This is a genomic window from Pseudomonas sp., assembly GCF_032058845.1.
Lineage (GTDB): Bacteria > Pseudomonadota > Gammaproteobacteria > Pseudomonadales > Pseudomonadaceae > Aquipseudomonas.
Genome location: NZ_DAMCCR010000096.1, coordinates 1 through 16346 on the forward strand (window position 1 = coordinate 1; position 16346 = coordinate 16346).

Here is a 16346-nt window from a genome sequence, read left to right on the forward strand (position 1 = left end):
GGACCGGCCGCCCCCACAGTCCCCTGGAGCGGCCGGTCCGGCGCTCCGGTTAGCCGCGCTGGCCTGCATAGCAGGCCCAATAGCGGCATCATGATGCAAGCGGACCTGAGCGCTCCCACTCGTCAGGCCGGGATCATTGCCCGCGCAGGCTGTCCAGCAGCTTGTGTGTCGGATACCCATCAGCCGGCCAGCCAAAGCCCTGCTGCGCCGTGCGGATCGCCTTGCGCGTATTGGCGCCAATGATGCCATCGGCATTACCGGCCGGATGCCCATTGGCATTGAGCAGGTTCTGCAATTCGACACGCTCGCTGCGGCTCAGTGGCTGATCATCTTTCGGCCAACTGCCGGCAATGAACCCCCAGCCTGAGAAGCGATCACCCAACAGGCTGACGGCCAACGCGTAGGACGACGAATTGTTGTACTTGAGGATCGCGCGGAAGTTGTCCAGCACCAGGAAGGCGGGGCCACGCGCACCGGCGGGCAACAGCAGGGCGGCGGACAGTTCGTTGCTGCCTGCGGGCAGTTGAGTACCGGCCGGCAGCGTCACGCCCATCTGCAACCATTCACTGACCGGTTTGCGCTGGCTGCCATCGGCCTGCCAATAGTCGAAGCCTGCCGGCACCTGGACCTCGAAGCCCCAGGGTTGGCCGCGCTTCCAGCCCGAGCTTTGCAGGTAGTGCGCGGTGGATGCCAGGGCGTCTGGCGTACTGTTCCAGATATCGCGGCGGCCATCGCCGTCGAAGTCGACCGCGTGCGTGGCGTAGGTGGTAGGGATGAACTGGGTCTGGCCCATGGCGCCGGCCCAGGAGCCGCGCATGGCGTCTGGCTGGATGTCGCCGTCTTGCAGAATCTGCAGCGCCGCGATCAGCTGGTCCTGGGCGAACTGTGGGCGGCGACCTTCATAAGCCAAGGTCGCCAGGGAACGAATCACTGATTTGCTGCCCTGGAACTGGCCGAAATTGCTTTCCATGCCCCACACCGACACCAGCACCTGGCGATCGACACCGTAGCGTTGCTCAAGACGTGCCAGCAGCTCGGCATTCTGTTCCAGCAGGCGCTTGCCGTTGCGCACGCGCAGCGGCGACAGCGCGCCATCGAGGTACTCCCACACCGGGCGGCTGAATTCGGGCTGGCTGCGGTCGGCCTTGATCACGTCCATGTCAGGCGTGACGCCGAGAAAGGCGCGGTCGAAGACACTGGCGTCGATGCCGGCCTGCAGCGCCTGCTGACGGAAGCCTGCCTGCCACTGGGCGAAGGTTTGCAAGGGCTGGATTTCGCTGCTGGTGTCAGCGCTGGCGCTGGGCAGCGCTACGGCCGGTGCCGGTTGCGCGGGCGGTAATGGCACGGCGTCGGCTGCGGTGGGTTTTTCCGCGCAGGCGACCAGCAGGATGAGGCTGGATGCTGCGATCAATTGGCGAGGTTGCCAGCGGGGGAAAAGACTGGGGAGCATGCACAGATCCAGGGATTACAGGTCAGGCGACGACCATATCATGCCTGCGCACTTCTTGCCTTGCGCGCCTTCATGCAGCCAGAACGGAAGAAGCCTCCCAATCTCTCGACTGGAAGGCTTCGCGTTGGTAGCTGCCTTTGCCCTTGCTCGGGCGTTCCTGACGACACCGGAACAGCGGCTGGGCGACGATGGATTTGGCTTTGTTGGGGCCGGGCTTTTCAGGCCGTTTGCTCATGGCGATGTCCTGCGCGGGTTGGAGGTAGCGCGCAGTGTAGGGCTGCAGGGCAGCCGGGGCCAATTGAATGTCTCGATCGCGGTGCAGCGTCACTGTGCCGGCAGCGCCAGGCGCTGGCCGGCCATCAACAGCACCAGCCGGCTCAGGCCGATCCACGCCGAGCCTTCGGCCTGGCCCTTGATCTGTGCATCGATGCGCTGAGCGTCCTGCAGCAACTGCGCCCAGCGTTGCGCAGAAAGCCTTTGTAACGCTTTGCTCACCAGCGGTCGGCGTTTATCCCAGATCGGCGGCTTGGCCTGGCTGAAGGCCTTGTCCAGGGGTACGCCCTGGCTGAACTGCTGAGCCAGCCCGGCCAGGGCCCGCAACTCCCGGGCCAGCGCCCAGAGGATCACCGGTGGCTCGACGCCTTCGCCGCGCAGGCCTTCCAGAATGCGCAGCGCATGCCCGGCATCGCCGGCCAGAATGGCATCGACCAGGCCGAATACGTCGAATCGCGCGCTGTCAGCCACCGCTGCCTGGACGGTCTCGAGGGTGACCTGGCTACCCTCGGCCAGCAGCTTGAGCTTCTCGATTTCCTGGGCGGCGGCGAGCAGGTTGCCTTCGACCCGCGAGGCGATCAGGTCGACGGCCTCGCGCTGGGCACTGAGCCCCGCCTGGGCCAGGCGCTGGTTGATCCAGTTGGGCAATTGATGGGCATCGACCGGCCAGATCTGGATGAACTGGCACTGCCCGCCCTCGATCAGCGCCTTGCCCCATTTGCTCCGCTGGGCGCTGGCATCGAGCTTGGGCAGGCTGATCAACAGCACGGTGTCTTCGGCGGGCCGGGCGCAGTACTCGATCAGCGCCGCGCCGCCCTTGTCGCCAGGCTTGCCCGAGGGCAGGCGCAGCTCCAGCAGGCGACGCTGGGCGAACAGCGACAGGCTGGCGCCAGCCTGGAGCAAGGTGCCCCAGTCGAAGTTGGCGTCGGCGCTGAACACCTGGCGTTCATCGAAGCCCTGCTTGCGCGCGGCGGCGCGGATGGCATCGGCGGCTTCCTGGCACAGCAGCGGGTCATCGCCACTGACGATGTAGACCGGTGCCAGGTTGCCTTGCAGGTGCTTGTTGAGTTGGGCGGGGGCGAGCTTCATGGGCAAGGGCGGGGCACTGGTGTGCCCCGTTCGGCCTTAGTTGGCCGGGATTTGCATCGGCGATTGCTGGGGCGTGGCGTCTTGCGCGCGGCGGGCTGCTTCGAGCGCATCGGCTTCGGCCTTGGCGCGTTGGTCAGCCTTGAGCTGCAGTTCGTCCAGGCGCGCTGGGGTGAGCTGCTGCAGGCGCACCATCAGGCCTTGCACCAGATCGTTACGCATTTCATCGCGCACGCGTTTGGCTTCCTGGCTGGACCCGGTGACGTTGTTGCCGTCACGGACATACACCTTGCGCACTTCCAGTTTGTCATCCAGCAGCACGGCCTTGTTCAGGCCTTGCACCTGGTAATTGACGACGGTAGTCAGCTCGTACTCGGCCGAGCGCGTGCCGCCGGTGTAGGTGGCTGCACGCTGGGACTCCTGCTCGTTGGTGAGCACCAGGTGGTACGGCGCGCCGCTGTAGAGCTTCACTCCGCTGTTTTCCAGCGAGCTGCGCAGTTGCTTGACGGTATCGCCATAGGCATTGCGGGCAGTGACGTCCAGTTCCTTGAGGCTCAGTTCGTTGGTGCCCGTGCCGCGCAGCTGGAAACCGCAGGCGCTGAGCATGACGGCCAGGCCCATCACCAGCAGATTGCGTTTGATCATGTTGTAGCTCCCTTGTGGGCCGATTCCGCCTGCTCGCACCGTGTCGAGCAGGCGTTGCCATCAGTTGGCGACGATGTTGACCAGCTTGCCTGGTACCACGATGACCTTGCGGATCGCCAGGCCATCGATGAAGCGCAGAACGTTTTCATTGCTGCGTGCGGCAGCCTCGACCTCTTCGCGGCTGGCGGCCGCAGGCATTTCCACCTGGCCGCGCAGTTTGCCATTGACCTGCACCACCAGCACGATGCTGTCCTGCACCAGCGCAGCCTCATCCACCACAGGCCAGGCAGCGTCGATCACCGCACCTGCATGGCCGAGATGATTCCACAGTGCGTGGGAGATGTGCGGCGTGATCGGTGCCAGCAGCAAGCTGACGGCTTCCAGGCCTTCCTGCAACAGGGCGCGATCCTGGGCGGTGGCTTGCGGAGCTTTTTCCAGCACGTTCATCAGTGTCATCACCTGGGCGATGGCGGTGTTGAACTTGTGGAACTGACCCACATCGATGCTCGCCTGGCGGATGGCCGAGTGAATGGCGCGGCGGACGACTTTCTGCGCGTCATCCAGCGTGCTCACCTCAAGCGAACCGGCAGCACCTTGCGCCACGTGTGCCTGGGCCAGGCGCCAGACGCGGCGCAGGAAGCGACTGGCGCCCTCGACGCCGGAGTCGGACCACTCCAGGCTCTGGTCGGGCGGCGAGGCGAACATCATGAACAGTCGGCAGGTGTCGGCGCCGTAGACGTCGATCATCGACTGTGGATCGACGCCGTTGTTCTTCGACTTCGACATCTTCTCGGTGCCGCCGATTTCCACCGGCTGGCCATCGGTTTTCAGGCGTGCGCCAATGATCTTGGCCTTGGCATCACGCTCGATTTCGACATCAGCCGGGTTGAACCAGTCCTTGCCGCCATTGCTGGCCACGCGGTAGTAGGTTTCGGCGACGACCATGCCCTGGGTCAGCAGGTTCTTGAACGGCTCGTTCGAGGTGACCAGGCCTTCGTCGCGCATCAGCTTGTGGAAGAAACGCGCGTACAGCAGGTGCAGGATCGCGTGTTCGATACCGCCGATGTATTGATCCACCGGCAGCCAGTGGTTGGCCGCTTTCGGGTCGACCATGCCGCCTTCGTAGTGAGGCGAGGCGTAACGGGCGAAGTACCAGGACGACTCCACGAAGGTGTCCATGGTGTCGGTTTCACGCTTGGCCGGGCTGTCGCAGGTCGGGCAGGTGCATTCGTAGAACTCGGGCATGCGCGCCAGCGGCGAGCCGGCACCATCGGGTACGACGTTTTCCGGCAGGGTGACAGGCAACTGATCTTCCGGCACCGGCACGTCGCCGCACTGGGGGCAGTGGATGATCGGGATCGGGCAGCCCCAGTAGCGCTGACGGCTGATGCCCCAGTCGCGCAGGCGGAACTGGGTACGCGATTTGCCCAGGTCGTTGCCGATCAAGGCCGCTTCGATGGCGTCGAAGGCGCCCGCGAAGTCGAGGCCGTCGAAAGCGCCGGAGTTGATCAGGGTGCCGTGCTCGCCGTAGGCGGCTTCCCAGTTGCTACCGACCTCGTCACCCGCGCTGGTGCGCACCACGGCCTTGATCGGCAGCGAGTACTTCTGCGCGAACTCGAAGTCACGCTCGTCGTGGGCTGGCACGGCCATGACGGCGCCGTCGCCGTAATGCATCAGGACGTAGTTGGCGACCCACACCGGCAGCTTCTCGCCGGTCAAGGGGTGCTCGACGAACAACGAAGTCGCCAGGCCTTTCTTTTCCTGGGTGGCCATGTCGGCCTCGGCCACGCTGCCGCCTTTGCATTCGTCGATGAACGCCTGCAGCGCCGGGTTGCCCTGGGCAGCCTGGGTGGCCAGCGGGTGCTCGGCGGCCACGGCCACGTAGGTGGCGCCCATCAGGGTGTCAGGGCGGGTGGTGAAGACTTTCAGCGTGCCGGTGTGGCCGATGCTGGCCACGTCGTAGGGGAACTGCACTTCCATGCCGCGCGACTTGCCGATCCAGTTGCGCTGCATGGTCTTGACCTGTTCAGGCCAACCCGGCAACTCGTCGAGGCTTTCCAGCAGCTCGTCGGCGTAGTCGGTGATGCGGAAGTAGTACATGGGGATTTCGCGCTTTTCGATCAGCGCGCCCGAACGCCAGCCGCGACCGTCGATGACCTGCTCGTTGGCCAGCACGGTCTGGTCGGCCGGGTCCCAGTTCACCGTGCCGTTCTTGCGGTAGATCACGCCCTTTTCGAACAGGCGGGTGAACAGCCACTGCTCCCAACGGTAGTAGTCGGGCTTGCAGGTGGTGACTTCACGGGACCAGTCGATGGCAAGGCCCAGGCTCTTGAGCTGGGTCTTCATGTAGTCGATGTTTTCGTACGTCCACTTGGCCGGCGCGACGTTGTTCTTCATCGCCGCGTTTTCCGCCGGCATGCCGAAGGCATCCCAGCCCATGGGCTGCAGGACGTTCTTGCCGAGCATGCGCTGGTAGCGTGCGATCACATCGCCGATGGTGTAGTTGCGCACGTGCCCCATGTGTAGCTTGCCGCTCGGGTACGGGAACATCGATAGGCAGTAGTAGGTGTCTTTGCCTGGCTGTTCATTGACGGCGAACGACTGTTGCGCGTCCCAGAAAGACTGGGCGGCGGCTTCGATATCACGGGGCGTGTATTGTTCGTGCATGGCTACTTTTTGCTGAGAGAGAAAAGACCCTGTTCCAGGCAGCGCGAGCTCGCTGCGTCCGGCATTCCGGCGTCGGTAAAGTGAACGCCGTAGCATACATGAGCGCCGCCGCCGGTGGCTAACCAATCTACGCCGAGGGCCGTTGGTCGCGGCGGCCGGCTGCTTTGGCGAGTGCCGCTAAGCTCAGGGCTGGGGGAGATATCGTTATCTTCAATGAGGTGAATGAATGGGAGAGTCGCAGCTGACCAAAACGCAACCTGAGGTATACGAGCGTCTGATCGACCGTGTCGGGTTGGCCCTTGAAACGGCCAGGACTGCTGTCAAATTGCGCGACGAGTTGCCTGTCGAGCTGGAATTGCGTGGCCTGAGCCCCGCCGAATTCGCAGTCATCAAGGCTTGGCTGGCCACTCAGGCACCTGGGCGTCTGGCGCAAGCCGGCATCGACCCGCAACCCAGGACATCGGCCAGGATCATCTGGCTGAAAGATCGCAAGCAACCTGCAAAGGCGGCTGACTCGCACGCGCGGTCCTCCAGGTAAGTACTGACTTGCAAGGGCGCTGATGCCCTGTTCCGGATTTTCATTACACACACTCGATTTGATCGGCGTCCGCAGCCCTTGAGGCCCGGCGCCGATCCTCTTAGTCTGCATGCCTCTTCTACAGGTATGCGCCATGCCCCTCAGGTTCTTCATCAAGCAATGGTTGCTGCCGCCCGGCCTGCTGATTCTCTTGCTGCTGGCAGGTTGGTGGCTGAGTGCGCGCTTTCCCAGGCTTTCTGCCCTGTGTTTCGTGGCCGGTGTAGGCGGGCTGTGGCTGATGAGCCTGCCGCTGGTGATGGAGCAGGGCGCACGTTTGCTGGAGCGCGAGCCCGCGCTTGCCGTGCAGGCCTGGCCACAGCTGGCGCAGCAGGCGGATGCCATCGTGGTCCTGGGGGCTGGGCGCGAGCGCGGTGATCCAGCGTGGGGCGGGGCCGATCAGCCCAGCCTGCTGGCCTTGCAGCGCATGCGCTTCGCTGCCACCTTGGCCAAGGCCAGCGGCCTGCCGGTGCTGACCAGTGGCGGGCTGCATTACGGCGAGCCGCCCAGCGAAGCCGAACTGATGGCGACGTACCTGCAGGCCGATTTCGGCGTGCCGGTGACCTGGCAGGAACGCGACAGCCATACCACGTGGGAAAACGCCCAGCTCAGCGCCAGGATCCTGCAACCTCTGGGCAAGCGCCGTGTGGTGCTGGTCACGCAGGCCTGGCACATGCCCCGCGCGCGCTGGAGCTTCGAGCAAGCCGGCTTCACCGTCACTCCCGCGCCAATGGCCTTTCTCGGTGGCGCCCATGGCCGGCCCTTCGCCGGTCTGCTGCCGGAAAGCCGAGCGATGTGGCACAACGCCCAGTTGTTGAACGAGGCGCTGGGGTTGTTGGCGTATCGGGTGGTGTATTGATGGGCGGGTGGGTCATGGTTGCAAGGCGGTAGCCGCCTCAGGCAGGGATTTCGCGGCGCCTGGATCAGGCCGGCTGCGCCGGTCGTGGCGGCTGACCGGAGCACCGGACCGGCCGCGCTTACAGCGATAGCATTTTGTTGCTGGAGCGATGCTTCCGGTTGACCGTGACCCCTGTAGGAGCGGCCGGCCCGGCGCTCCGGTCAGCCGCGATGGCCGGTGCAGCCGGCCTAAGGCTGCAACCTCGGTTCCTCTGCTGAATCGCAGCGCCTGGATCAGGCCGGCTTTGCCGGCCATCGCGACTAAAGTCGCTCCTACAGGCGCTCCTACAGGCGCCGCGCGCTCTTACGGGGTGCGCGTCCGCCGCCGTCCCAGCAGCGCCCAGCCGAGCAGCAGGGTGCAGACCACGATCAGCGGCCACGAGCGCCATTGCAGGTACGGCGTCAGCTGCTGCATCGGCACGACCGTGCCGTACAGCACCGCTTGTTCGAACTGCGGCACCTGCGCGGTGATGCGGCCCTGTGGATCGATCAATGCCGTGACGCCGTTGTTGGTCGCCCGAATCATCCAGCGCCCGGCTTCCAGCGCGCGCATCTGCGCCATCTGCAGGTGCTGCAGCGGGCCGATGGAGGTGCCGAACCAGGTGTCGTTGCTGATCGTCAGGAGCAGGTCGCTACGCGCGGCGAGGCCGGCTGCAAATTCGGGATACACCACCTCGTAGCAGATGTACGGCGCGATCTGATAGCCCTTGGCCTGAAGCAACGCCTGGTCTTGCGGCCCACGGGCGAAATCGGACATCGGCAGATTGAAGAACTCGATGGCGCCGCGCAGCATGTCCTGCAGCGGCACATATTCCCCGAAAGGAACGAGCTTCTGCTTGAGGTAGGTGCCGTCACCTTCGCCGGTGACCGTCACGCCGTTGTAGTAGCGGCGCTGCCCGCGGACTTCTTCACGGACCGGCACGCCGGTAATCAGCGCCGTCTGCCGATCACTGGCAAAACGTCCCATCATGTCGAGGTAACCCTGGGCCTGATCCTTGAGGATCGGCACCGCGGTTTCCGGCCAGACCAGGAGGTCAACCGGCTTGGCGTTCAAGCTCAGGTCGCGGTACAGCGCCAGCTGGGCATTGATGTGCGCCGGGTCCCACTTGAGGTCCTGCTCGACGTTGCCCTGAATCGCCGCCACCGTCAGCGGATCGCCCGCCGCGCGGGTCCAGGCATGGTTCTTCAGGGTCAGACCGGCTATCCACGGCGCGATCAGCAGCACCACGGCCATCACCAGCAATGAAGGCCGTGCGCGCAGGCGATGCAGGTTGCACAGCAGTGCCGCGCTCAGCGCCAACACGAACGAAATCAGCCACACGCCGCCCAGCGGCGCGAGCCCGGCCAGGGGGCCGGCGAGTTGGCTGTACCCGGCGTAGAGCCAAGGGAATCCGGTGAGGAACCAGCCGCGGAAGGCTTCCTGCAACAACCACAGCGCGGCAAAGCCCAGCGCGTCGGCCAATGGCGCGTCACTGCGGCGCAGCCAGCGCGCCCACACCCAGGCAGGCAGGGCAAAGAACAGGCCGACGCCGGCGAAGAACGCGACGAGCAGCAACACCGCCAGCAACGGCGAAGCGCCACCGTAGGTGGTCATGCTGACGTAGATCCAGCTGGTGCCGGCGCCATACAGGCCGAAGCCGAAGCACCAGCCACGGGCAAAGGCCCGGCGCGGATTCAGCTCACGCAGGCCAGCATAGAACAGGGCAATCGACAGCAGCACCAGCGGCCAGAGGTCGAACGGCGCCAGCGCCAGGAGTGTCGAGGCGCCGGCCGCCACGGCCAGCAGGTTACCGGGCCAGCCGGGGCGGGTGATCCAGCGCATGGGAGTCCTTAACGGTTGATCGGGGTCAGGCGCAGCAGGTGAATGCGTCGGCTGTCGGCATTGAGGATACGGAACCGCCAGGTGCCGATTTCCGTGGTCTCGTTGCGCTTGGGCAGGTGGCCGAAGGCCGTCATTACCAAACCACCCACGGTGTTGAAGTCCTCGGTGGAGAACGTGCCGTCGAAGAACTCGTTGAAATTGTCGATCGGGGTCAGCGCTTTCACCAGGAAGTCGCCATTGGGCAACGGCTTGATGTAGCTGTCTTCCTCGACGTCGTGCTCGTCTTCGATGTCGCCGACGATCTGTTCCAGCACGTCTTCGATGGTCACCAGGCCGGCCACGCCGCCGTACTCGTCAACCACGATGGCCATGTGGTTGTGGTTGGCGCGGAACTCGCGCAGCAGCACGTTGAGGCGCTTGGATTCGGGCACGAAGACCGCTTGGCGCAGCAGGTGCTTGATGTCGAAGCTGTCGCCGTTTTCCTTGAGGATCAACGGCAGCAGGTCCTTGGCCAGGAGCACTCCGAGCACATCGTCATGGCTTTCGCCGATCACCGGATAGCGCGAGTGCGCGGCATCGATCACCGCAGGCAGAAACTCGCGAGGTGACTGGCAGGCCTTGATGCTGATCATCTGCGAGCGCGGCACCATGATGTCACGCACCTGCAGGTCCGCGACCTGAATGGCACCTTCGACGATGGCCAGCGCTTCGCTGTCGAGCAGCTTGTTCTGATGGGCTTCGCGCAGCAGCTCGAGGAGCTCCTGGCGGTTTTTCGGCTCATGGGCAAAAGCCTGGGTCAGTTTACCCAGCCAGGACTTCTGCCCGTTGCTCGATCGGTCTTCGCTCATGGCGGTTACTCGTGTTCCTTACAGTGGTGGGTGTGTGAATGGTCATCGTCGGCGTAGGGGTCGGGGTGGCCCAGTTCCGCCAGAAGCGTGCGCTCCAGGGCTTCCATTTCCTCGGCTTCTTCATCATCGATGTGGTCGTAGCCGAGCAGGTGCAGGCAGCCGTGGATCACCAGGTGGGCCCAGTGCGCTTCGAGTGCCTTGCCTTGTTCTTGCGCCTCGCGCTCGACCACCGGGATGCAGATCACCAGGTCGCCGAGCAGCGGGATGTCGAGCAGTTCGTCCGGCACATCGGCGGGGAAGGACAGCACGTTGGTCGCGTAGTCCTTGTGCCGCCAGGTGTGGTTCAGTTCGCGGCCTTCGGCTTCATCGACCAGGCGGATGGTCAGCTCCGAGTCGGCCGTGCGCTGGCGCAGCGCCAGTTCGCACCAGCGGCGAAAGGCGGCGTCATCGGGGGCGGCGGCGCTGGAGGCCCGTTGCAGGTCGAGTTCAAGCATTTTTGCTGGCGGCCTCGGCGGCTTGCACGGCTTCGAAGCGGTCGTAGGCCTCGACGATGCGCTGCACCAGCGGGTGACGCACCACGTCTTTGGAGTCGAAGTGGGTGAAGCTGATGCCTTCGACCTCCTTGAGCACGTTGATCACGTGGGCCAGGCCCGACTTGGTGCCCTTGGGCAGGTCGACCTGGGTGATGTCGCCGGTGATCACTGCGGTGGAGCCGAAGCCGATGCGGGTCAGGAACATCTTCATCTGCTCGAGGGTGGTGTTCTGACTCTCGTCGAGAATGATGAAGCTGTTATTAAGGGTACGGCCGCGCATGTAGGCCAGCGGGGCAATCTCGATCACCTGGCGCTCGATGAGCTTGGCCACGTGCTCGAAGCCGAGCATTTCGTACAGCGCGTCGTACAGCGGGCGCAGGTACGGGTCGATCTTCTGGGCCAGGTCGCCGGGCAGGAAGCCGAGCTTCTCGCCCGCCTCGACTGCCGGGCGCACCAGCAGGATGCGCCGCACTTGCTCACGCTCCAACGCGTCCACGGCACAGGCCACGGCCAGGTAGGTCTTGCCGGTACCGGCCGGGCCGACGCCGAAGTTGATGTCGTTGGCGAGGATCTTCTGCACGTAATGCTGCTGATTGACGCCGCGTGGACGGATGGCGCCTTTGCGCGTACGCAGGGAAACGCTCACTTCGTTCACGGCCGGGTTGTCGATGTTTTCCACCGAGGACTCCTGCAGGTACAAGTGGACGATTTCAGGGGACAGGTCAGTGGCCTTGGCCTCGCGATAGAGGCGGCGCAGCAGCTGTTCGGCGTTGGAGGTGGCTTTGGCTTCGCCAATCAGCTCGAACTGATTGCCGCGGTTGCGGATTTCGATGGCCAGGCGTTGTTCGATCAGACGCAGGTGCTCGTCGAACTGGCCGCACAAGTTGGCGAAACGGTGGGCCTCGAAGGGCTCGAGGAGGAAACGATGAGGTTGTATGGGTGCGTTCAAGGTGGTTTTTGGCCGCTCGCCGGCAATGAATGTGAGTTGAAGAATAACCCTTGAATGGCAGGGACGAAAGCTCTGAAACGATCAAGGGTTGGCGAAAGGCAATCACGGCCTCTGGCAGGGATTCGGTGGGCTGTGCCGGAGCGCTGGCGACACGCCCAGGCCCCTGCTCGCTGCGTCGGCGCGAGCGGGCTCTGCTATGATGCCGGCCCTTTTCCCCTGCATGTGCCTCCCTCCGAACATGAGCAAGCGCGAACCCGCCATCTACAAAGTCATCTTCCTCAATCAGGGCCAGGTCTTCGAGCTGTATGCCAAGCAGATCTTCCAGAGTGATCTGTGGGGCTTTCTGGAAATCGAGGAAATCGTCTTCGGCGAGCGCAGCCAGCTGGTGGTCGACCCAGGTGAGGAAAAGCTCAAGGCTCAGTTCGAGGGGGTGGTGCGCAGTTTCGTTCCCCTGCAGTCGATCGTGCGCATCGACGAGGTGGAGCGATTGGGTACCGCCAAGATCAGCGAGGCCAAGGCGAGCGGCAACGTGATGCCGTTCCCGATGCCGATGCCGGAGCGCTGAGAACGCGGATCAGGGCAGTGGCGAGAAGGGCGAGCGGCCTTCGGCGTTCTGCAGCTCCAGCAGGTATTTGCGGAATATCTGCCCCAGCACCTGAGTGGCGTGTTCCAGCTCGGCGCGCGGCATTTGCTCGGTGACTTCGTCGGCCATGTCCAGCGCATCCTCGGCGCCGTTGACCGAGGCCATTTTCAGCAGGATATAGGCCTGAACGTGGTTGGCCTCGACCCCTTCGCCATGAAAGAACATGCTGCCGAGCCGGTATTGCGCCTGGGCATGGCCTTGCAGTGAGGCTTTCTGGAACCAGTCGAGGGCCTTGGGCAGTTGCGGCGGTGTCTGTGTATAGAAGTACTCACCGAGCTCGTATTGCGCTTCGGCATCCCCGGTCTCAGCCACGCGTTCACAGGTTTTCACGGCCCGTTCGAGGTCTTGTGGCTGAGTGTTGAGCGTGCAGCGGCCCGTGGCTGGGATCAGCAACGAGTTGCCTTCCTCTGCCAGCGTCAGCAGGGGTGTCAGAAGCAACAGGCACCCCAGGGTCAGGGTCCGGCCGGTGCGGTTCATGGGGATAGACTTACCTCTGCAAAGCTGCGGCCAATGTCTCTGGTGGCACATTATGGGATAAGCGAGGCAAACCTTACAAAGATTTACGCGAAATTCTCTTGCCGGGGCGCGATTGCACGCCCCGGCACGCTGGCAGTCCGCTTACTTGAGCGCCGCGAACGCCCGCTCGGCGGCGTCCAGGGTGATTTGCAGCTCGGCATCCCCGTGGGCGATCGAGGTGAAGCCTGCCTCGAATGCGCTCGGCGCCAGGTACACACCGCCTTCGAGCATGAGGTGGAAGAACTGCTTGAAGCGCTGCGCATCGCTGGCCATCACATCGTCGAAGGTGACGATGTCGTCGGCGCCGCTGAAATACAGGCCGAACATGCCACCCGCCTGGGTGGTCACGAAAGGAATGCCCGCGGCATCGGCACGTTGTTGCAGGCCGTCGAGCATGCGGCTGGTGTAGCCGGTGAGTTCGGCGTGGAAGCCCGGCCGGCTGATCAGGCGCAGGGTGGTCAGGCCGGCAGCCATGGCCAGCGGGTTACCCGACAAGGTGCCCGCCTGGTAGACCGGGCCCAGTGGCGCGATGCATTCCATGATGGCGCGCTTGCCGCCGAAGCAGCCGACCGGCATGCCGCCGCCGACGATCTTGCCGAAGGTCGACAGGTCCGGGGTGATGCCGTAATGGCCCTGGGCGCCGCCGAGCGAGACACGGAAACCGGTCATCACTTCGTCGAAGATCAGCACCACGCCGTGCTTGTCGCACTGCTCACGCAAGCCTTCGAGAAAGCCCGCTGCCGGCGGCACGCAGTTCATGTTGCCGGCCACCGGCTCGACGATGATGCAGGCCACGCTGTCACCGACTTCGGCCAGGGTCTTTTCGACTTCGGCCAGGTCGTTGAAGGGCAGGGTCAGGGTGTGCTTGGCGAAGTCGGCCGGCACGCCCGCCGAGCTGGGAACGCCGGAGGTCAGCAGGCCGGAGCCGGCTTTGACCAGCAGGCTGTCGGAGTGGCCGTGGTAGCAGCCCTCGAACTTGATGATCGCATCGCGGCCGGTGTAGCCACGGGCCAGGCGGATGGCGCTCATGGTCGCTTCGGTGCCGGAGCTGACCATACGCACCATTTCCATGGACGGCACGATCGAGCAGACCAGATCGGCCATCTCGGTTTCCATGGCCGTGGGCGCGCCGTACGACAAACCGTGCTGCAACTGCTTGCGTACCGACTCCAGCACGTCTGGATGGCCGTGGCCGAGGATCATCGGGCCCCAGGAACCGACGTAGTCGACATAGCGCTTGTCGTCTTCGTCGACCACATAGGCGCCTTCGGCATGCTTGAAGAACAGCGGCGTGCCGCCCACGCTGCGGAACGCGCGCACCGGCGAGTTGACGCCGCCGGGGATGTGTTTCTGGGCTTGGGCGAACAGGTCTTCGGAACGGGACATGGACATACTCTCTTGAATCAGGAAGCGAACAGGGCGTTGAAGGCGCGCGCGCGGCGGGTGACATCTTGCGCGCTGTCGGCACCGAACAGGCCGTGGATGACCGCCAGCAGGTCGGCGCCATGGGCGACCAGCGGGGCGGCGTTGTCGAGGGTGATGCCGCCGATCACGGCGATGGGCAGCGTCAACCGGGCGCGGGCCTGGCTCAACAGCTCAGGCCTGGCGGCGGGTGCACCGGGCTTGGTGACGGAATTGAAGAAGCGGCCGAAGGCAACGTAGCTGGCGCCTTCCTTGGCCGCCTGGGTCGCGAGATCGACACTGGCGTGGCAGGTGGAACCGATGATGGCACTGCGCCCGAGCAGGGCGCGGGCCGGGTTCAGCGGGCCGTCGGTCTGGCCCAGGTGCACACCCACGCCCAGGCGTGCGGCCAGCTCGGCATCGTCATTGATCACCAACTGGGTACTGTAGCGTTCGCACAGGCGCAACAGCGCCTCGGCTTCACGCAGGCGGCGGCTGGCGTCATCGCTCTTGTCGCGGTACTGCAACAGGCACACACCGCCCTCGAGCGCCGCTTCTACATAAGGCAGCAAGCGCCCGGCCAGCAGCTGGCTGTCGGTGATGGCATACAGGCCACGTAACGTCATGGTGGGCCTCGTCAGGAACAGAAATCCAGGGGCAAGCGGCGCGGCACGAACTGGCCGCGGCCGAGCTGCTCGGCGTCACGCAGGGTGCGCCAGGTGTAATCCAGCGCACTGGGCACGGCGCTGTGCAGTTGCTCACCCAGGGCCAGCCGACCGGCCAGGGCGCTGGCCAGGGTGCAGCCCGAACCGTGGTAGCTGCCGGGCAGGCGCTCGCACGTCCAGGTCAGCGGCTCGCCGTCGCGGCGGTACAGGCGGTTATGGATCTGCGCTTCGTCGCCATGCCCGCCGGTGATCAGCAGGTTGCGGCAGAACGGCAGCAGCACTTCGGCGCATTCATCGGCGCTACCGTCGGGCAGTTCGGCCAGGATGCGTGCTTCGGGCAGGTTCGGCGTGGCGATCAACGCCAGCGGCAGCAGACGTTCGCGCAGCGCGTAACCGACTTCGTCCTTGCCCAGGCGGCCACCGCCGCCAGCACGCAACACCGGGTCGCAGACCAGCGGCAGGTGCGGGTGGGCGCTGAGCAGTTCGGCCACGGTGTCGACCATGGCGATCGAGCCGAGCATGCCCAGCTTGACAGCGGCCACCTCGGAGTCGGCCAGCACGGCATTGGCCTGGGCCAGTACCCACTCGCGGTCGAGCACGCGGAAGTCAGACACATTGACGGTGTCCTGCACGGTCAGCGCAGTCACGGCCGGGGCTGCGTGGCAACCTTGTGCCAGCAGGGCTTCGATGTCTGCCTGCAGGCCGGCGCCGCCACTGGGGTCGTGGCCGGAGAGACAGAGGACAACAGGGCGGGAGCTGTAGATAGTCATGGTCGGCGAGCTTACCACCAAACTGCCTGGCGCGAAGCGGCCTGCAGCAATTGCGCGAACGCGGGCAGGTCAGGCCGATCCACCCCGTTGACGCGGGCCCTGGCACTGCTTCACTGGCAGGAGGGCATACGCCATTACCGTTCGGGAGCGCGCCATGAATCTGCATCAGTTCGCCGAAACCCACGAGGTCACCAACCAGCCCCCACCGCTGGACGGCCTCAACCTGTACCGCATCGACCTGCCCCTGCAGCAGTGGTCGCGGCGCATGGGCGCGGGCTGGGCTGAGGCGCGTATCGATGCCTATGGCGCGCTGGCGGGTGGCCCATTGATGGCCGCAGGCTTTCTGGCCGAGGCCAACCCACCGCAGTTTCACAGCCACGATCGTTATGGCCATCGCATCGATCTGGTCGAGTTTCACCCGGCGTATCACCAGCTCATGCGCACGGCCGTCGAGCACGGTCTGCCGTCGCTGCCCTGGGCCGAGCCCCAGCCGGGTGCGCACGTGGCTCGCGCGGCGATGAGCTACCTGCACACCCAGGCCGAGGCCGCCAGCGGCTGCCCGCTGACCATGACCTTCGCTGCGGTGCCGGCCCTGCGCCTGCAACCC

The 16346-nt window shown here is 64.9% G+C and carries 16 protein-coding genes and 1 pseudogene; 4 read left to right on the plus strand and 13 right to left on the minus strand.

The window, feature by feature from the left end:
* Positions 1-133: 133 nt before the first annotated feature.
* The 5 genes from RT028_RS16350 to leuS form a co-directional block, all read right to left on the minus strand.
* The gene (locus RT028_RS16350) at positions 134-1450 is read right to left on the minus strand and encodes a lytic murein transglycosylase (RefSeq protein WP_312936160.1); all 1317 of its coding nucleotides are present in this window, start codon (positions 1448-1450) and stop codon (positions 134-136) included.
* A 70-nt stretch (positions 1451-1520) separates the two neighbouring features.
* Positions 1521-1685, minus strand: a complete 165-nt coding sequence (gene arfA, locus RT028_RS16355) for an alternative ribosome rescue factor ArfA (RefSeq protein ID WP_312936161.1) — start codon at positions 1683-1685, stop codon at positions 1521-1523.
* 89 nt (positions 1686-1774) lie between these two features.
* On the minus strand, positions 1775-2812 hold the full coding sequence (holA, locus tag RT028_RS16360) for a DNA polymerase III subunit delta (RefSeq protein WP_312936162.1): 1038 nt from the start codon (positions 2810-2812) through the stop codon (positions 1775-1777).
* 36 nt (positions 2813-2848) lie between these two features.
* On the minus strand, positions 2849-3454 hold the full coding sequence (gene lptE, locus RT028_RS16365) for an LPS assembly lipoprotein LptE (RefSeq protein WP_312936163.1): 606 nt from the start codon (positions 3452-3454) through the stop codon (positions 2849-2851).
* A gap of 60 nt (positions 3455-3514) precedes the next feature.
* Positions 3515-6121 (minus strand): leucine--tRNA ligase, encoded by a 2607-nt coding sequence (gene leuS, locus RT028_RS16370; RefSeq protein ID WP_312936164.1) that lies wholly within the window; start codon positions 6119-6121, stop codon positions 3515-3517.
* Between the two features lie 226 nt (positions 6122-6347).
* Here leuS and RT028_RS16375 point away from each other — a divergent pair, with 226 nt between their 5' ends.
* Positions 6348-6659, plus strand: a complete 312-nt coding sequence (locus RT028_RS16375; protein WP_312936165.1) for a hypothetical protein — start codon at positions 6348-6350, stop codon at positions 6657-6659.
* A gap of 133 nt (positions 6660-6792) precedes the next feature.
* Positions 6793-7554 (plus strand): YdcF family protein, encoded by a 762-nt coding sequence (locus RT028_RS16380; protein WP_312936166.1) that lies wholly within the window; start codon positions 6793-6795, stop codon positions 7552-7554.
* Positions 7555-7896: 342 nt separating this feature from the next.
* Here the strand turns inward: RT028_RS16380 and lnt are convergent, their stop codons facing one another.
* From lnt to RT028_RS16400, 4 genes are read right to left on the minus strand one after another with little or no spacing between them, the layout of a single operon-like run.
* Positions 7897-9414 (minus strand): apolipoprotein N-acyltransferase, encoded by a 1518-nt coding sequence (gene lnt / locus RT028_RS16385; protein ID WP_312936167.1) that lies wholly within the window; start codon positions 9412-9414, stop codon positions 7897-7899.
* Between the two features lie 8 nt (positions 9415-9422).
* The gene (locus RT028_RS16390) at positions 9423-10262 is read right to left on the minus strand and encodes an HlyC/CorC family transporter (RefSeq protein ID WP_312936168.1); all 840 of its coding nucleotides are present in this window, start codon (positions 10260-10262) and stop codon (positions 9423-9425) included.
* Between the two features lie 5 nt (positions 10263-10267).
* Positions 10268-10756, minus strand: coding sequence for an rRNA maturation RNase YbeY (gene ybeY / locus RT028_RS16395; protein ID WP_312936169.1), 489 nt, complete (start codon positions 10754-10756; stop codon positions 10268-10270).
* Positions 10749-11744 carry a PhoH family protein gene (locus RT028_RS16400; RefSeq protein WP_312936170.1) on the minus strand — a complete coding sequence of 332 codons (996 nt, stop codon included), beginning with the start codon at positions 11742-11744 and terminating at the stop codon, positions 10749-10751. Before RT028_RS16400 ends, ybeY begins: the two co-directional genes overlap by 8 nt.
* A 238-nt stretch (positions 11745-11982) precedes the next feature.
* Between RT028_RS16400 and RT028_RS16405 the strand changes: the two genes are divergently transcribed.
* Complete coding sequence (locus RT028_RS16405; RefSeq protein WP_312936171.1) at positions 11983-12309, plus strand: DUF1820 family protein; 327 nt, start codon at positions 11983-11985, stop codon at positions 12307-12309.
* 9 nt (positions 12310-12318) lie between these two features.
* On the opposite strand, the gene RT028_RS16410 is transcribed toward RT028_RS16405, so the two are convergent.
* From RT028_RS16410 to RT028_RS16425, 4 genes are all read right to left on the minus strand, one after another.
* The gene (locus RT028_RS16410; RefSeq protein ID WP_312936172.1) at positions 12319-12864 is read right to left on the minus strand and encodes a tetratricopeptide repeat protein; all 546 of its coding nucleotides are present in this window, start codon (positions 12862-12864) and stop codon (positions 12319-12321) included.
* Positions 12865-13005: 141 nt separating this feature from the next.
* Positions 13006-14289 carry a glutamate-1-semialdehyde 2,1-aminomutase gene (gene hemL / locus RT028_RS16415; RefSeq protein ID WP_312936173.1) on the minus strand — a complete coding sequence of 428 codons (1284 nt, stop codon included), beginning with the start codon at positions 14287-14289 and terminating at the stop codon, positions 13006-13008.
* A 17-nt stretch (positions 14290-14306) separates the two neighbouring features.
* Positions 14307-14930 (minus strand): thiamine phosphate synthase, encoded by a 624-nt coding sequence (thiE, locus tag RT028_RS16420; RefSeq protein ID WP_312936174.1) that lies wholly within the window; start codon positions 14928-14930, stop codon positions 14307-14309.
* An 11-nt stretch (positions 14931-14941) separates the two neighbouring features.
* Complete coding sequence (locus tag RT028_RS16425; protein WP_312936175.1) at positions 14942-15739, minus strand: hydroxymethylpyrimidine/phosphomethylpyrimidine kinase; 798 nt, start codon at positions 15737-15739, stop codon at positions 14942-14944.
* A gap of 154 nt (positions 15740-15893) precedes the next feature.
* Between RT028_RS16425 and RT028_RS16430 the strand changes: the two are divergent.
* Positions 15894-16346: pseudogene (locus tag RT028_RS16430) on the plus strand (DNA alkylation response protein); the annotation flags it as partial.